Source organism: Sandaracinus amylolyticus, assembly GCF_000737325.1.
Taxonomy (GTDB): domain Bacteria; phylum Myxococcota_A; class Polyangia; order Polyangiales; family Sandaracinaceae; genus Sandaracinus; species Sandaracinus amylolyticus.
Map to the genome: position 1 here is coordinate 8,562,095 of NZ_CP011125.1, position 14,166 is coordinate 8,576,260.

At 74.5% G+C, this 14,166-nt stretch carries 11 protein-coding genes; 3 read left to right on the forward strand and 8 right to left on the reverse strand.

The genetic code is table 11. The features are described from left to right. The first annotated feature begins 61 nt into the window (after positions 1-61). On the forward strand, positions 62-367 hold the full coding sequence (locus DB32_RS36085; RefSeq protein ID WP_205627104.1) for a DUF5132 domain-containing protein: 306 nt from the start codon (positions 62-64) through the stop codon (positions 365-367). Next, on the forward strand, positions 364-834 hold the full coding sequence (locus DB32_RS36090) for a hypothetical protein (protein WP_157069803.1): 471 nt from the start codon (positions 364-366) through the stop codon (positions 832-834). The genes DB32_RS36085 and DB32_RS36090 overlap by 4 nt, the downstream gene beginning before the upstream one ends. A gap of 2 nt (positions 835-836) precedes the next feature. Here DB32_RS36090 and metK read toward each other — a convergent pair whose 3' ends face one another. From metK to DB32_RS49225, 4 genes are read right to left on the reverse strand one after another with little or no spacing between them, the layout of a single operon-like run. Continuing rightward, on the reverse strand, positions 837-2,036 hold the full coding sequence (metK, locus tag DB32_RS36095; protein WP_053237207.1) for a methionine adenosyltransferase: 1,200 nt from the start codon (positions 2,034-2,036) through the stop codon (positions 837-839). Between the two features lie 7 nt (positions 2,037-2,043). After that, the gene (locus tag DB32_RS36100) at positions 2,044-5,094 is read right to left on the reverse strand and encodes a cation-translocating P-type ATPase (protein ID WP_169791669.1); all 3,051 of its coding nucleotides are present in this window, start codon (positions 5,092-5,094) and stop codon (positions 2,044-2,046) included. Positions 5,095-5,124: 30 nt separating this feature from the next. Continuing rightward, a complete protein-coding gene (locus DB32_RS49220) occupies positions 5,125-5,757 on the reverse strand; it encodes an alpha-ketoglutarate-dependent dioxygenase AlkB family protein (protein WP_205627105.1) in 633 nt (210 codons plus the stop codon). After that, positions 5,754-6,287: a thioredoxin family protein gene (locus DB32_RS49225; protein WP_053237209.1), complete on the reverse strand. Its 534-nt coding sequence runs from the start codon at positions 6,285-6,287 to the stop codon at positions 5,754-5,756. The genes DB32_RS49220 and DB32_RS49225 overlap by 4 nt, the downstream gene beginning before the upstream one ends. A 92-nt stretch (positions 6,288-6,379) precedes the next feature. Here DB32_RS49225 and DB32_RS36115 point away from each other — a divergent pair, with 92 nt between their 5' ends. Next, on the forward strand, positions 6,380-7,240 hold the full coding sequence (locus DB32_RS36115; protein ID WP_053237210.1) for a hypothetical protein: 861 nt from the start codon (positions 6,380-6,382) through the stop codon (positions 7,238-7,240). A 44-nt stretch (positions 7,241-7,284) separates the two neighbouring features. On the opposite strand, the gene DB32_RS36120 is transcribed toward DB32_RS36115, so the two are convergent. From DB32_RS36120 to DB32_RS36135, 4 genes are all read right to left on the reverse strand, one after another. Then, on the reverse strand, positions 7,285-8,832 hold the full coding sequence (locus DB32_RS36120; protein ID WP_053237211.1) for a serine/threonine-protein kinase: 1,548 nt from the start codon (positions 8,830-8,832) through the stop codon (positions 7,285-7,287). A gap of 152 nt (positions 8,833-8,984) precedes the next feature. Further along, positions 8,985-10,841 carry a VCBS repeat-containing protein gene (locus tag DB32_RS36125; protein WP_053237212.1) on the reverse strand — a complete coding sequence of 619 codons (1,857 nt, stop codon included), beginning with the start codon at positions 10,839-10,841 and terminating at the stop codon, positions 8,985-8,987. Further along, positions 10,838-13,225, reverse strand: a complete 2,388-nt coding sequence (locus DB32_RS36130; RefSeq protein WP_053237213.1) for an FG-GAP-like repeat-containing protein — start codon at positions 13,223-13,225, stop codon at positions 10,838-10,840. Before DB32_RS36130 ends, DB32_RS36125 begins: the two co-directional genes overlap by 4 nt. Next, positions 13,222-14,157, reverse strand: a complete 936-nt coding sequence (locus DB32_RS36135; RefSeq protein WP_053237214.1) for a hypothetical protein — start codon at positions 14,155-14,157, stop codon at positions 13,222-13,224. Before DB32_RS36135 ends, DB32_RS36130 begins: the two co-directional genes overlap by 4 nt. Positions 14,158-14,166 lie beyond the last annotated feature (9 nt).

Sequence of the window (14,166 nt, forward strand, 5' to 3'; positions counted from 1 at the left end):
GGAGACGCTCGATCTCGGTCTCTGCGTCGCGTCGCGAGCGCCCATGTGCTCGCGGGGGCGCATGAGCAAGAGAGACATGTGGATCGGGATCGCAGTCGGCGCCGGCGCGGTGCTCGCGGCGCCGCTCGTGCTGCCGGTCGCGGGCGCGATCGCGCGACCGCTGGTGCGCGAGACGATCAAGCTCGGCTTCGTCGTCGCGGAGCTCGCGCGCGAGCGCGGCGCGGTCGCGCTCGAGGCGCTCGAGGATCTGATCGCCGAAGCCCGCGAGGACGCGCGGATCGCGATCGAAGCGCGCGAAGAGCCCCGCGGTCGCGGCGCACGCCGCGGCGGAGACGGAGCGCGACAGCGCGGAGCCGAGCCCTCGTGAGGGTGCCCGACGCGTTCGCGGTCCACCGCACGCGCCGCCGCGCGCGACTGCGCGTGCCCGAGCGTCGCGGCGACGCCGCGTTCTTCGAGCGGCTCGCGGACGCGCTGCGCGCCGCGCCCGGCGTGATCGAGGTGCGCGCCGATCCCCGCACGGCAGGCGTGCTGGTGCGCCACGACGGAGAGCTCGACGTCATCGCGGCGCACGCGACGCGGAGCGGTCTCGTCACGTGGCGCGAGCAGGGCGATCGCGACGTGCTCGCCGAGCTCCGCGAGCGGATGCGCGCCACCGACGCGGAGCTGCACGCGCGCACGCAAGGCCGGTGGAGCCTCGACTCGATCGCGTTCTTCGCGCTGCTCGGCGCGGGCCTCTTCCAGGTCGCGAGCGGCTCGATCCTGCCGGCGGGCGTCTCGATGCTCACGAAGGCGTTCTCGATGGTGGAGCATCGCGAGGACGACGACACCGGCTGACGTCACGACGCGCGCAGCGCGTCGACGGCGTCGAGCACCTCCCAGGGCGCGCGCAGATCTTCGCGCCCGAAGTGCCCGTACGTCGCGAGCGCGGGATAGAACCCGCGCTCGTCGCGCTGCGCGAGGCGACGCAGCGCGAGCCGCTGCAGGATCGCGCCCACCCGCAGATCGATGGCGCGCAGCACGCGCGCGGCGAGCTCGTCCTCGGGGATCGTCGCGGTGCCCCACGTCTCGACCTGCACGCTGACGGGATCGGCGAGACCGATGCCGTAGGTGAGCGCGATCTCGCATTGATCCGCGAGCCCGGCGGCGACGACGTTCTTCGCGGCGTGGCGCGCGGCGTACGCGCCCGAGCGATCGATGCGCGAAGGATCTTTGCCGGAGAGCGCCGCGCCGCTGTGGCGCGCGTACTCGCCGTAGGTGTCGACCGCGGTCTTGCGTCCGGTGAGCCCGGCGTGGTGCGCCGGACCGCCGTGCACGATCGGTCCGTCGGGGTTCACCGCGATGCGGGTGTGCGCGTCGGGGCGGATCTCGCGCTCGGCGAACACCGGCTCGATCACGCGCTCGCGAAGATGACGCTCGAGCCGCCGCGTGAGGCCGTCGCCGTCGCTCTGCTGGCTCGCGAGCAACGTGATCGCGTGCACGCGCCGCGGGCGGCGCTCCGCGTACTCGATGCTCACCTGCACCTTCGCGTCGGCGTCGAGCTCGGGGAGATCGCCGCGATGACGGAGCACGTCCATGCGGCGTACCAGCGCGTGCGCGAGCGCGATCGGGAGCGGCATCAGCTCGGGCGTCTGACGGCACGCGTAGCCGAAGACCGTCGCTTGATCCTGCGCGGTCAGCTCGTCGATCTCGTCGTCGTCGAGCGGCGGGCTCACGCGCTCTCCGGATCGCCACGCGGGCGGGACCTCGGCGATGCTCGTCATCACGGCGCAGCGATCGGCGTCGAGCGCGGGGTCGCGATACCCGATGCCGCGGATCGTCGCGCGCACGACGTCGACGACGTCGACCGAGCTGGCGCGCGAGCGCGCGCGCACGCTCACGAACACGATGCCGGTGGAGATGGCGCACTCGGCGACGACGCGCGCCCGGGGATCGAGGCGCAGGTAGTGCCCGACCACCGCGTCGCTGATGCGATCGCAGAGCTTGTCGGGGTGTCCCTCGCTCACCGACTCCGACGAGAACACGAAGCCCGACTGCATGACGTCCTCACTCTTCTTCGTCGCGGCGCCAGCGCGCCTTCAGCGCCTCGTTCGTCAGCAGCGTCGCAGCCGCGCTGCCCAGCGCGACGAGCCAACCCCCGGGCCCGATCGGCGCGGTCCCGAGCACGCGACGAACGAGCGGCAGCCGCTCCGCCGCCATCTGCAGCGCGAGCGAGCCCGCGATCGTCAGCGGCACCGCGCGGTTGGGCGGCAGGCGCTCGCGATCCCAGATCACGTGGCGCGTCGAGCGCGCGTGCACCGCGTGCACGAGCTGGCTCGCAGACAGGCTCGCGAACGCGAACGAGCTCGCGCGCGGGCCCGGGCCCCAGCGGGTGCGCGCCCACACGAACGACGCGAGCGCCGACGCGGTGATCACGCCGCCTTCGATCGCGACGCGTCCGAGCTCGCGACCACCGAACATCGGCGCGTCGGGATCGCGCGGCGGGCGTCCGAGCACGTCGCGCTCGGGAGGCTCGATCGCGAGCGCGAGCTCGGGGAGCACGTCGGTGAGCACGTTCAGCCACAGCAGCTGCAGCGGCGTGAGCGGCTCGCCGAGGCCGCTCGCCACGCCGATCGCGGTCAGCAGGATCTCGCTCGCGTTCGTCGCCACGACGAAGCGCACCGCCTTCGCGACGTCGTCGTGGATCGCGCGGCCGTGCTCGATCGCGATCGCCATCGTCTCGAGGCGATCGTCGAGGAGCACGACGTCCGCGAGCTCGCGCGCCGCGTCGCTCCCCGCGCGCCCCATCGCGACGCCGACGTTCGCGGCGCGCAGCGCCGGCGCGTCGTTCACTCCGTCGCCGGTCATCGCGACGATGCGCCCGCCCTCCTGCAGCGCGCGAACGATCGCGAGCTTCTGCGAGGGGCTGACCCGCGCGAACACCTGCACCCGCGGCGCGAGCGCGCGCAGCAGCGCGGGATCCATCGCGTCGATGCGCGTCGCGTCGAGGAGATCGACGCGCCCTTCGTGCGCGAGGCCGACGCGCTTCGCGATCGCGTGCGCGGTCGCGGGCTGATCGCCGGTGATCATCGCGGTCTCGATGCGCGCGCGATGGAACGTGCGCATCAGCGCCTCGAGCCCTTCGCGCGGCGGATCGGACATCGCGACGAGCCCGAGGTGCACCAGATCGCGCTCGTCGTCCGGATCGTCGTCGTCCGCGAGCGCGCGCCGCGCGAGCGCGAGCACGCGATGGCCCTCCCCCGCGAGCGTCGCGTTGGCTCGCTCGAGCGCGGCGCGCGCCGCTTCGTCGAGCGCCTCTTCCTGGCCGTCGCGCAGCCGCCGGGCAGACGCTGCGAGCACCTCCGACGGCCTTCCCTTCACCACGAGCAACGCGCCGTGCCGCGTCGCCATCGTGCCGCGACCCTCGCTGCGCGGACGGACGCGCTCGATCGGTCGCTCCGCGCGGAGCGCCGCGACGTCGAGCCCGCGGTCGAGCGCGAGCCGCACCAGCGCGGTCTCGGTCGGTGACCCGACGAGCACCGGCGTGCCGTCGGGCGCGTGATCGAGCTCGACCTCGTTGTTCAGCGCGAGCGCTTCGAGCAGAGCGCGCACGTCGTGGTCGCCGAGCGTCGCATCGCCCGCGCGCACGCAGCGCCCGGCGACGCAGACCTGCTCCACCGACATGCGGTTCTCGGTGATGGTCCCGGTCTTGTCGAGGCAGAGCGTCTGCACCGAGCCGAGCGCTTCGACCGCGTGGAGCTGGCGCACCAGCACGCCGTGCTCGCGCATGCGCCGCACGCCGAGCGCGAGCGTCGTGATCGCGACGGTCGGCAGCCCCTCGGGCACCGCGGCGACCGCGAGCGAGATCGAGCTCGTGAGCGCCTGGCGCAGCGTGTGGCCGCGCAGCAGCGACACGCCGAGCACGCCCGCGCAGACCGCGCTCGCGGTCCACACCAGCTTCGCCCCGAGCTCGCGCAGCTCGCGCTGCATCGGCGTCTCGTGCGCGCCGATCTCCGCGGCGAGCGCGCGGATGCGGCCGATCTCGGTCGCGTCGCCGATCGCGATCACCACCGCGTGCGCGCTCCCTCCGGTGATGACGGTGCCGCGGAACACCATCGCGTGTCGATCGGCGAGCGGGACGTCCTCGCGCTCACTCTCGATCGCGCGCTTCTCGACCGGTGCGCTCTCGCCCGTGAGCGACGACTCGTCAACGAAAAGCGCGTCCGCCGCGATCACGCGCGCGTCGGCCGCGAGCAGCGTGCCCGCGGCGAGCACCAGCACGTCGCCCACGACCAGCGCCTCGGCGTCGACCTCGACGACCGCGCCCTTGCGCAGCACGCGCGCGCGCCGCGGACCGGTGCGTCCGAGCTCTCCGAGCGTGCGCTCGGCGCGGCTCTCGGTGAGCCATCCGATGCCCGCGTTCGCCGCGACGACGAGCGCGATCACGCCCGCGTCGGCGAGGCCGCCGGTCGCGACCGAGAGGAGCGCCGAGCCCGCGAGCAGCGCGACGGGCCCGCTCCGAAGCTGCGCGACGAAGATCGCGAGCTCCGATCGGCGCGTCTCGGCGCGGAGCGCGTTGGGCCCGTCGTGCTCGCCGCGCGCGCTCGCTTCGGCGTCGTCGAGCCCGCGCTCGGAGCTCCCGACCTCGGCGAGCACGTCCTGCGCGGACATCGCGTGCCATGCGGGCGCGGTGCTCGGCGCCGGCGCGACGGGCGCAGCCGACGCGGGCGCGGACGCGGCGAGCGCACGCCCGAGCGCGACGAGATCGATCTCCCACGTGTCGTCGATCAGCGAGCGAGCGCGCAGCGCCGACGCGAGCGCGTGCAACGGGCCGACGCGCGTGACGCCCGGCGCGTGACGCTCGGGCGCGCTCACGCGCAGCGCGCCGACGATCGCGGAGATGCTCGTGCGCGCGGGATCGAACTCGATCAGCAGCGCGCCCGTGTGCGCCCGGGCGCGCGCAGCGTGCACGCCGGGAAGCGCGCGCGCGCACGCCTCGACGCGTCGTGCCTCGTCCCCGCGACGACGGATCGCGCCGATCGCGAGGCGCACGCGCCCGGGCACGCGCGCGTGCACGACCCGCGTCCCGCCGATGGCGCTCTCGTCCGCGTCCCGCATGGGCGCGGTCGACATCTAGTCGCGGCGTGCTCACGCAGGACGGGGACGAACGAGCCGGAACGTGAGGCTCACGCGCGCGCCCACCGGCTTCGCGGTCTTCGGCACCGAGTGCTGCCAGCGCCGCTGCGTGGTGCCGCCCATCACCAGCAGATCGCCGTGCCCGAGCGGGAGCTCGTGGGTCTCGCCGCGCCGGCGGTGTCGCAGCAGGAAGCGGCGATGCGCGCCGAGCGACACCGACGCGATCAGCACGTCGTCGGGCGCGTGCGGGCCGAGCTCGGGCTCGTCGTCCGAATGCCAGCCCATCGAGTCGCGCCCGTCGCGGTACTCGTTCACCAGCACCGAGTCGAAGCGCACGCCGGTGAGCGCCTCCACGCGATCTCGGATCTCGACGAGCGGCGCCGTCCACGGCGCGGGCTCGAAGGTGCGCCCCGAGTACGCGTAGACGCGCCCCGGATCGCCGTGCCACGCGGTGCGCCGCGGCGTGAGCACCTCGCGCGCGCCGATGCGCAGCGTCTCGGCACCGAGCGGCGAGCTCTCCACGATCCGCGCCGCGAGCGCGTCGGGCTCCTCCACCGCCTCGCGCGCCAGCGTGATCCACGCGCCCTCGCCGAGCTCGGTGACGTGCTCCGCGAGCCGCGCGCGCACCGCGTCGCTCGAGATCACAGGTCGCTGCGCGCGGTGATCACGCCCGCGCGTGCGCCGCTCAGCAGATCGAGCAGCTCGCGCTCGATGCCGCGCGGCGCGCTCTCGACGATGCGCCCGACCTCGGCGCCGTCGCGCCGCACGACGATCGTCGGCACGTAGCGCAGCCCCAGATCTGCGGGGAGCTCCGGCGCGCGCTTCGCGCGATCCACCCCGACGAACGAGATCGTGAACGGATGCGGCTCGGGCGCGACCTCGAGCGCGCGGAACAGCCGCGTGATCTCGCGGCGCGAGTCGCCGCACCACGTGCCGAGATACACGTCGACGTGCGCGCCGGGCGGGACGCTCGCGAGGGCACGCGCGGTGTCTTCCTCGACGTCGGCGGACGCGATCGCGTCGCGCCACGCGGGCAGCGCGGCCTCGATCTCGGCGCGCGAGGTGGGCCCGACGACGTCGCCCGAGCGCGCGGGCTCCGGTGCCCGCGATGCCATCACCGCCGAGCCGCAGCCGAGCGCGAACAGGGACCCGACGATCACGAGAAGGCAGCGCACGTGGCGAAACGTAGGAGCCCCGCCCCGCTCGCCGCAAGCGTGCGGCACGATCCGGGCGTCGATCGCGCGATCGGTGTACGATGCGCGCTCCCATGAAGGCGCTGCTCCGCTTCCTCGAAGTCGTCCGGCGCGAGCTCGAAGCGGACGACGTGCGCGGCGAGATCGGAGGGCGCGACCCGGGGCCCGACGTCATCTGGGGGACGATGCCGGGCGGCATCCGCGTGGTCGCGGTGTACGACGCGCCGCCCGTGGAGCTCGACGACAAGCGGGTGAAGCTGCGCGCGCTGCTCGAGTCGTTCGCGAGCCTCGGCACGCGCGAGGAGGCGAGCCCTCCTCCGCCGCCGCGCGTGGGCGCGGGCCACGAGCTCGACGACGCGCTCGACCTGCTGGCGCAGCGGGCGCGCGCGCTGGGCGCGCTGGTGGTCGACGACGCGTCGCCGGTGATCTGGGGCAGCTCGCTCGTGCCCCACGGGCCCGAGGACGTCGACGAGGCGACGTGGGTCACGCGCATCGCGGCCGCGGTGGAGGCGCTGGGGCTCGACCCGCTGGCGCTCTTCAAGCGCGAGCCCGACGAGGTGCGCGGCGAGCTCCAGAAGGCGGGCGCGTCGGACGCCGCCGCGCTGGCGCGCGACGTCGAGCGCGTGCGCGAGCTCGGTCGTCGTGTGCTCGATCGCGCGCACCTGCTCGCGATGCGCGCGGTGGCCGCGGTGCGCGAGTCCGAGGGCGCGAGCGCGGAGCCGCGCGCCGAGGGGATGCACGCGCTGGTGCGGTCCTTCGCGAACATCTACCGCGTCGTGCTGGTGTTCGACGCGCCGTTCTCGGAGCTGCACGCCGACGCGGCGCTCATCCACGCGATGCCGGTGATCGAGCGGCTCGTGACGTCGCTGCCGCCGCGCGATCCGGTCTCCGGGGGCGCGAAGGTCGCGGTGCTGCGCCGGCTGCGCCGGGTGTAGCCCCCCGCGGGGCCGCGCGAGCGCGCGTCGCGAGGGTCAGTCGATCACTCGAACTCGGTCATCGGGCGCGGTCCGCCCGACGCCGCCGGCGCGCTCGGGGCACGCTCGACGCGCTCCTCGCGCGGCGCTTCGCGCACGACCGGCGCAGCCGCCGGCGCGCTGCTCACCGGGCTCCGCTGCGCGCCACCGCGCGCACGTGGCCGTCGAGCCCGCACGTCGCTCGGCCCGTCGGCCGCGAGCTGCGGCGCTTCGGGATCGTCGTCGCGCGCCGCCTCGACGTCGGCCGCGCTCGCGGCGACCTCGTCGGTGACCTGGGGCGCTGCCGGAGCGGCGGCCTCGGGCGACGTCTCGGGCGGCGGGCTCGCGACGTGGACCTCGCTCGCCCCGCTCGCCGCGCTCGCGTTCGCCGCGTCGGCCCACTGCAGCGCGCGCCACACGCCGAGACCCGACGCCGCGATCACCACGCCCGCGACCAGCCACACGAGCGGCCGCGAGCCGCGCTCCGGCGCAGCGGGCGGACGCACCGACGCGATCTCGATCGTCGGCACGTCCTGCGAGGTCGTCGTCGTCGTGAGCTCGTGCTCCGACGACTCGACCTGCTTCACGATCTCGCTCGCCTTGCGCAGCGAGGTCGAGTGCTCCTCGATCTCGTCGGCGAAGAGCTCGTGCATGTACTCGCGCACCATCTGCGCGCCCGCCGCACGGCCCGTCGAGATGATGAACTCCTCGAGGTCGGCCGCGAAGTCCGCCGCGGTCTCGTAGCGATCCTCGGGCTTCTTCGCGAGCGCCTTGAGCACGATGCGATCGAGCTCGGGCGGGCACTCGTGGCGCACCGTCGAGGGCGCCTCGATCTCGCCGCGCATGAGCGCGAGCGCGACCTCGCCCTCGGTGCGGCGCTTGAACAGACGGCTGCCGGTGACGAGCTCCCACAGCACGATGCCCAGCGAGAACACGTCGCTGCGGCGATCGATCGGGAATCGCTGCAGCTGCTCCGGGGACATGTACGCGATCTTCCCCTTGAGCTCGTCGATCTCCGTGTGCTCGTCGTCGCTGCGCTCGTTCGAGAACGCGATGCCGAAGTCCATGACCTTCGTGCCACCGCCGTAGAGCACGAAGATGTTGTGGGGCGACACGTCGCGGTGGACGATCCCGGCGCTCTCGCCGTGCTCGTTCTTGAGTTCGTGCGCCGCGTGCAGGCCGCTCGCCGCGTCCGCGACGATGCGCGCCGCGAGCGGCAGCGGCACCGGACGATCGCGGAGCACCGCCTGCTGGGCGACCTTCCGCAAGGTCTGCCCGCTCAGGTACTCCATCGCGAGGTAGTACGTGCCGCTGTCCTCGCCGCAGTCGAACACCGTCGCGACGTTCGGGTGATCGATCTGCGCGACGATGCGCGCTTCCGTGATGAACATCTTCCGGAAGCGGTCGTTGCCGGCGTGCCGCGGATGGACGACCTTGAGCGCGGCCCACTTCGCGAATTGGTTGTTCCCGCGGAGCTGCGCGAGATAGACGCTCGCCATCCCGCCGTCGGCGAGGTGGCCGAGCAGTACGTACCGTCCGAAGCGACGTCCTCTGGCTTCGATCAGCGTGCCCAACGCTCTGCTCCCAGCAGCGTTTCGCGATGCTACGACGATCGGTGGAGCGGCAGAAGCGCCGGCAGCGTGAGGCATCGCCGGCGAAGGTACCGCGATCGTGCCCGCGCCGTGTAGGGACTGATCCCTACGCGGCGAGGTGGGAGAGACGTCGCTCACGATCCGCGCGACCACGTCGCTCCCCACAGCCACGCGACGGTGGTGCCCAGCGCCGTGGTCACACCACCTTCGATCAGCCACACCGGCGCCAGCGGCAGACCTGTCGTCTGCACACCCTGGTTCACCTGCAGTCCGCCCGCGCCGCCGCTGCGGAACGGCATGCCGCTCACGACCTCGTCGATGCCGTCACCGTCGACGTCGCCGGCGAGACGCGACGTCGCGATGCGGTTCTCGACCGGCGTCGAGCCGAACGCGCGCGGGTGCGTGGTGGACGCGCCGGCGGGCGTGATCGGCAGACCACCCGCCGATCCGTGGAAGACGAACGCGTACCCGACGAAGCCGGTGACGCCCGCGACGAGCTCGGGCGCGACGACCACGACGTCTCCGTACTCGTCGCCGTTCACGTCGCCTGCGGCGGCGACCATCGAGCCGAAGCCGTCGCCGTGCGACGTCGTCACGCCGCCGCCCGGATTGCCCGGCTGCTTGCGGACCGCGCCGACCGCGGTCGCGCCGACCCCGCTCGCGTTGCCCGCGTAGACGAACGCCGCGTGATCGATCGGCGCGCCGACGATGACGTCGGGATGACCGTCGCCGTTCACGTCGCCCGCGCACGCGACCGACGCGCCGAATCCGGCGCTGCTCGGTGCCGGCGTGAGCGTGATGCGCTCGTCGCCGATGCCGCTCGCGGCGCCGAGCACCACGAACGCCGCCTCGTCGGCGCCGACGATCAGATCGGAGTAGCCGTCGCCGTTCACGTCGCAGCTGCCCGCGACGCTGCGACCGAAGCCGGCCGCGCCGCTCGCGATCGGCGTGCCGGTCGTCGCGAGGCCGCTCGCGCCGCCGCGGAAGAGCACGACGCGGCGCATCGACGGCTCGCCGACGACGAGGTCGGCGTAGCCGTCGCGATCGACGTCGCCCGCGATCGCGAGGCGCGCCGGCGTGAGCGCGCCGAGCGACGCGAGCGTCGTGCTCGCGCCCGTGACGTTGAGCGCGGCGGGCAACGCGCCGCTCACGCCGTGGAAGGCGTACGCGTTCTCGGCGCCGGCGATCACGAGATCGCCGAGGCCGTCGCCGTTCAGGTCGCCGCCGTTCGCGATCGCGGTGCCGAGCTGGAGCGGCGTCGCGCCGGAGATCTCGGTGCTCGGCGTTGGCGGCGCGCCGCCGATCGGCGCGCGGCCGCGCCACAGGCGCACGACCGAGGAGGCCGGCGCGCCCGCGAGGACCTCGGCGAGGCCGTCGCCGTCGAGGTCGTAGGTCGAGCCCCAGGTCGCGCTGACCGTCACGGTCGCGCGGCCGTGCACGCTGAACGACCAGATCGGGCTCTGCTCGGTGCCGACGCGCGTGCCGGCGCGACCGGTGAGGCGCCAGTAGAAGACGCGCGACGCGGGCAGCGGATCGGGCGGCACCAGCGTCGTGAGCTCCTCGCCGTCGACGTCCTGCATCTCGATCACGGTGACGCACGCGGGGTCGCCGCAGATCTCGACGCGCGCGCCGGTCGCAGGCTCGGCGAGCGCCCAGCGGAACGTGACGGTCGGCGAGGTCGTGCGCGCGGTCGACCACGGCAGGATCGGGCGCGGCGCGGGGATCGGCGTGGTGTCCCCTGCGTCGGTGCCGGCGTCGGGCATCTCGGTCGTCGCGTCCGAGCCCGCGTCGGCGGCGGAGGCGTCGTCGTGCACCTCGCCGGCGTCGTCGGGCGTCGTGCCCGCGTCGTCGCGACCGGCGTCGATCGACGCGCCGCCGGAGTCGCGGGTGCCCGCGTCCGTCGCGGGCGCGTCGTCGTCGCCACCACAGGCGATCGTCGTGAGCGCCGCGAGCGCGCACAGCGCGCGAGAGAACGAGCGCAGAGCAGTCATGTCGCCTCCTCGATCGAACGCCACAGGAGCTCGGCCAGCGCGGCGCCGAAGCCCGTCGTCGCGGAGTCGCTGTACGACGTGCCGCTGGTCGCGAGACCGGCCGCGGTGTGCAGATAGAGCTGGAACGAACGGTTGGTCGGCGCGCCGACGACGGTGTCGTCGTGGCCGTCTCCGTCGATGTCGCCCGTGCTCGTCACGTCGGCGCCGAAGCGCGAGCCCGCGCTCGACGAGTACTCGGCGGCCGCGGTCGCCGACGGGCTCGGCCCGCCGCGATACACGAACGCGCGCACGACGCCGGGCGCCCCGACGACCCAGTCGTCGTAGCCGTCGCGGTTCACGTCGCCGTTGCCGTGGAGCGACGCGCCGAACTGCGTCGTCGACGAAGGCGCGCCCGGCGCGCTCCACTCGCTCGCGACCTCGGTCGCGATCGTGCCCTCGGCGGTGCCGAGGAAGAGCCGGACGCCGCTCTCGCCCGCACCGGCGCTCGGCGACGACACGAGCAGATCGGGACGCCCGTCGCCGCTCACGTCGAGCGCGCCCGCGATCGCAGCGCCGAAGTCCGCGCCCGCCGGGCCCTCGAGCGACGCGAACGCATCGGTCTGCGAGAGCGACGCGGGGAGCGTCGCCGCGCCGCGGAAGAGATACACGCGATCCTCGCCGGGCGCGCCGACGGCGAACTCGTGACGACCGTCGCCGTCGAGGTCGCCGAGCGACGTGAGCGACGCGCCGAAGCCCGAGCCCGTCGGGCCGGCGAGCATCACGTCGGCGCCCGAGTCGGGCGTCGCACCGCCGAGATAGAGCGCGACCATCGCCGCGCTCGGCGCGCCGACGAGCACGTCGGCGTAGCCGTCGCCGTTCACGTCGCCCGCGGGCGCGAGGGTGCGCCCGAACTCGGTCGCCGCGGCGGCACCCACGAACGACAGCGGCGTGGTGCCGAGGCCGCCCGCGCTGCCGCGATAGAGGTACGCGCGTCGGAACGCGGGCGCGCCGAGCACGAGATCGCCGTACCCGTCGCCGTCGACGTCGCCGGCCGCGGCGACGGACGCGCCGAACATCGAGCCGCCCGCCTGCGTGAGCGCGCCCGCGACGCGCGTGAGCCCGCTCGCCGAGCCGTTGTAGAGCACGACCGAGTCGCCCTCGCTGCCGACCGCGAGGTCGGAGTGACCGTCGGCGTTCACGTCGTAGACCGTGCCGAACGCGGTCTCGTGCTCGGCGCTGCGCGCGGGCAGCTCGAACGCCCACACCACGCTCGGGCTCGACCCCGTCGCGGGCCCGGAGCGCCCGAACAGCCGGAAGTACACGCGCCGCGAGCCGCTCGCGGGCAGCGTGAGATCGGCCGAGAGCTGCAGGCTCGTCGCGCCACTGCCGACCTCCTCCGCGGCGATGATCCGCGAGCACGCGCGGTCCTCGCAGATCTGCACCAGCGCGCCGTCGCTCCCCGACGCGAGCGCCCAGCGGAACGTCGGGCGCAGCGAGGTCACGCGGCTGAGCGAGAGCGGCGAGATCGGGCGCGGCGGCTCGACGTTCGGGCCCGGCACGCAGCCGTCGCCGGTGCGCTGGTAGCCGGGGTCGCAGCGGAAGCCGCAGCGCGATCCATCGCACGACGCGACGCCGTTGCCGCCCGAGGGCGCGGCGCACGGCTCGCACGAGTCGCCGCACGTCGAGAGCGAGCGGTTCGACACGCAGTCGTCGTCGCAGACGTGGTACCCGGGCTCGCACGCGTACGTGCACGTGCTCTCGAAGCAGCTCGGCTCGCCGTGGCTCGTGGGCGGATCGCACTCCGTCCCGCACTCGCCGCAGTGCTCGGGGTTCGTCGTGGTGTCGACGCACGCGCCGCTGCACATCGCCGTGCACGCGTCGGTCGGACCGCCGTCGCCGACGATGCCGGCGTCGGGCACCGGCGCGTCGGGATCGAACGCGGGCAGATCGCTGCGCAGCACCGGCTCGCAGCCGTTCGGGCCGCACGTCTGTCCCTCGTCGCAGTCGCGCGCGACCGCCTCGCGGCACCGCGCGGCGAGGAACACGTCGAGCAGCAGCGTGCTCTCCTCGACGTAGCGCGCCTGCGCGCGGTGCGTGAACAGCAGCGTGTCGCCCGGGCCGAGCGCGTCGATCTCGATCGACAGCAGCGCGTCGCGCGCCGAGTCGGGCACGAGGCCGAGCGTGCTCGGGAGCATCACGTCGGTGCCGAGCACGTAGCGCTGATCGTGCGCGGGCGTCGCGGCGCCGTCGTTGCTCACGCGGATGCGGATCGCGGCGAGCGTGGCGCTCGGGCCCTGCTCCATGTCGGTGCGGACCCGCAGCATGATCTGGGTGCGCGCCTGGGTGCACGACGCGAGCATCGCGACGAGGAGCGCGGCCTTGGCGAGATGGATCGCGTGCTTCATCGCGCCCCCAGCTCGGTCACGACGACCCCGAGGTTCGGCATCAGCGGCGCTTGCACGTCGGGCTCGTAGAGCACCGCCGCGGTCACGCCCGCGGCCGCACCGACCGCGACCACGCCGAGCACGACCCACAGCCACGTGAGGTCCTCGCCGCCCTGCGGCACCTCGAGCGAGAGCCCGAGGCGCTCGCCCGCCGCGATCGAGAACGCGCGCGTCACGTCGCGACCGCCCGCGCTCACCGCGAGCGTGTACGCGCCGGGGTCGAGCTCGATCTGCTGATCGCCCGCGCCGCGCGGCGCACCGTCGAGGCTCACCGCCGCGTCCTCGGGCGTCACGTCGAGCACCAGCGTCCCGCGCGTGCTGACGCGCTCGAGCGCGAGCACCTCGGTCGTGCTGCTGCCCGGCGCGAGCTCCACCTCGCGGCGCAGCTCCGCGTGCTCGCGCGCCGTCGCGACGATCACGTGGCGCCCCGGATCGAGCGCGATCTCGGCCGCGCCGACCGCGGCGGGCTGTCCGTCGATCGACACCTGCGCGTCCGACGGCGACACCTGGATGCGCAACCGCGCGAGGGTCGAGCGCAGCGTGCGCAGGTAGCGGTTCACCTCCTCGACGCGCGCCGGATCGCCGGTGCTGCCCACCGCCGCGAGGAAGCGCTCGAACGAGTCGATCGCGTCGCGCGCGCGGCCGGTGCCGCGGTACGCGAGGCCGAGGTTGAAGTGGATCGACGCGGTCGGATAGAGCGAGCGCGCGGCTTCGAGCTCGCGCACCGCGTCGGCGTACGCCGCGTCGGCGAGGAGCTGCACGCCGCGCTCGAAGCGGGCGCGCGACTGCGCGCGCGCGTCCGCGTCCTGCGCGTGCACGACCCCGACGTGCGCGCACACCGCGATCGCGCACGCGAGGACCGTGAGAGGAGAGAGAGAACGCCGAGCGATCATCGGGAAGGC

What these genes read in the sequence shown, in the direction of transcription:
- DB32_RS36085 (WP_205627104.1), top strand. Translation starts at nt 62, where the DNA reads ATGAGCAAGAGAGACATGTGGATCGGGATCGCAGTCGGCGCCGGCGCG.
- metK (WP_053237207.1), bottom strand. Translation starts at nt 2,036, where the DNA reads ATGCAGTCGGGCTTCGTGTTCTCGTCGGAGTCGGTGAGCGAGGGACAC.
- DB32_RS36100 (WP_169791669.1), bottom strand. Translation starts at nt 5,094, where the DNA reads ATGCGGGACGCGGACGAGAGCGCCATCGGCGGGACGCGGGTCGTGCAC.
- DB32_RS36115 (WP_053237210.1), top strand. Translation starts at nt 6,380, where the DNA reads ATGAAGGCGCTGCTCCGCTTCCTCGAAGTCGTCCGGCGCGAGCTCGAA.
- DB32_RS36125 (WP_053237212.1), bottom strand. Translation starts at nt 10,841, where the DNA reads ATGACTGCTCTGCGCTCGTTCTCTCGCGCGCTGTGCGCGCTCGCGGCG.
- DB32_RS36130 (WP_053237213.1), bottom strand. Translation starts at nt 13,225, where the DNA reads ATGAAGCACGCGATCCATCTCGCCAAGGCCGCGCTCCTCGTCGCGATG.
- DB32_RS36135 (WP_053237214.1), bottom strand. Translation starts at nt 14,157, where the DNA reads ATGATCGCTCGGCGTTCTCTCTCTCCTCTCACGGTCCTCGCGTGCGCG.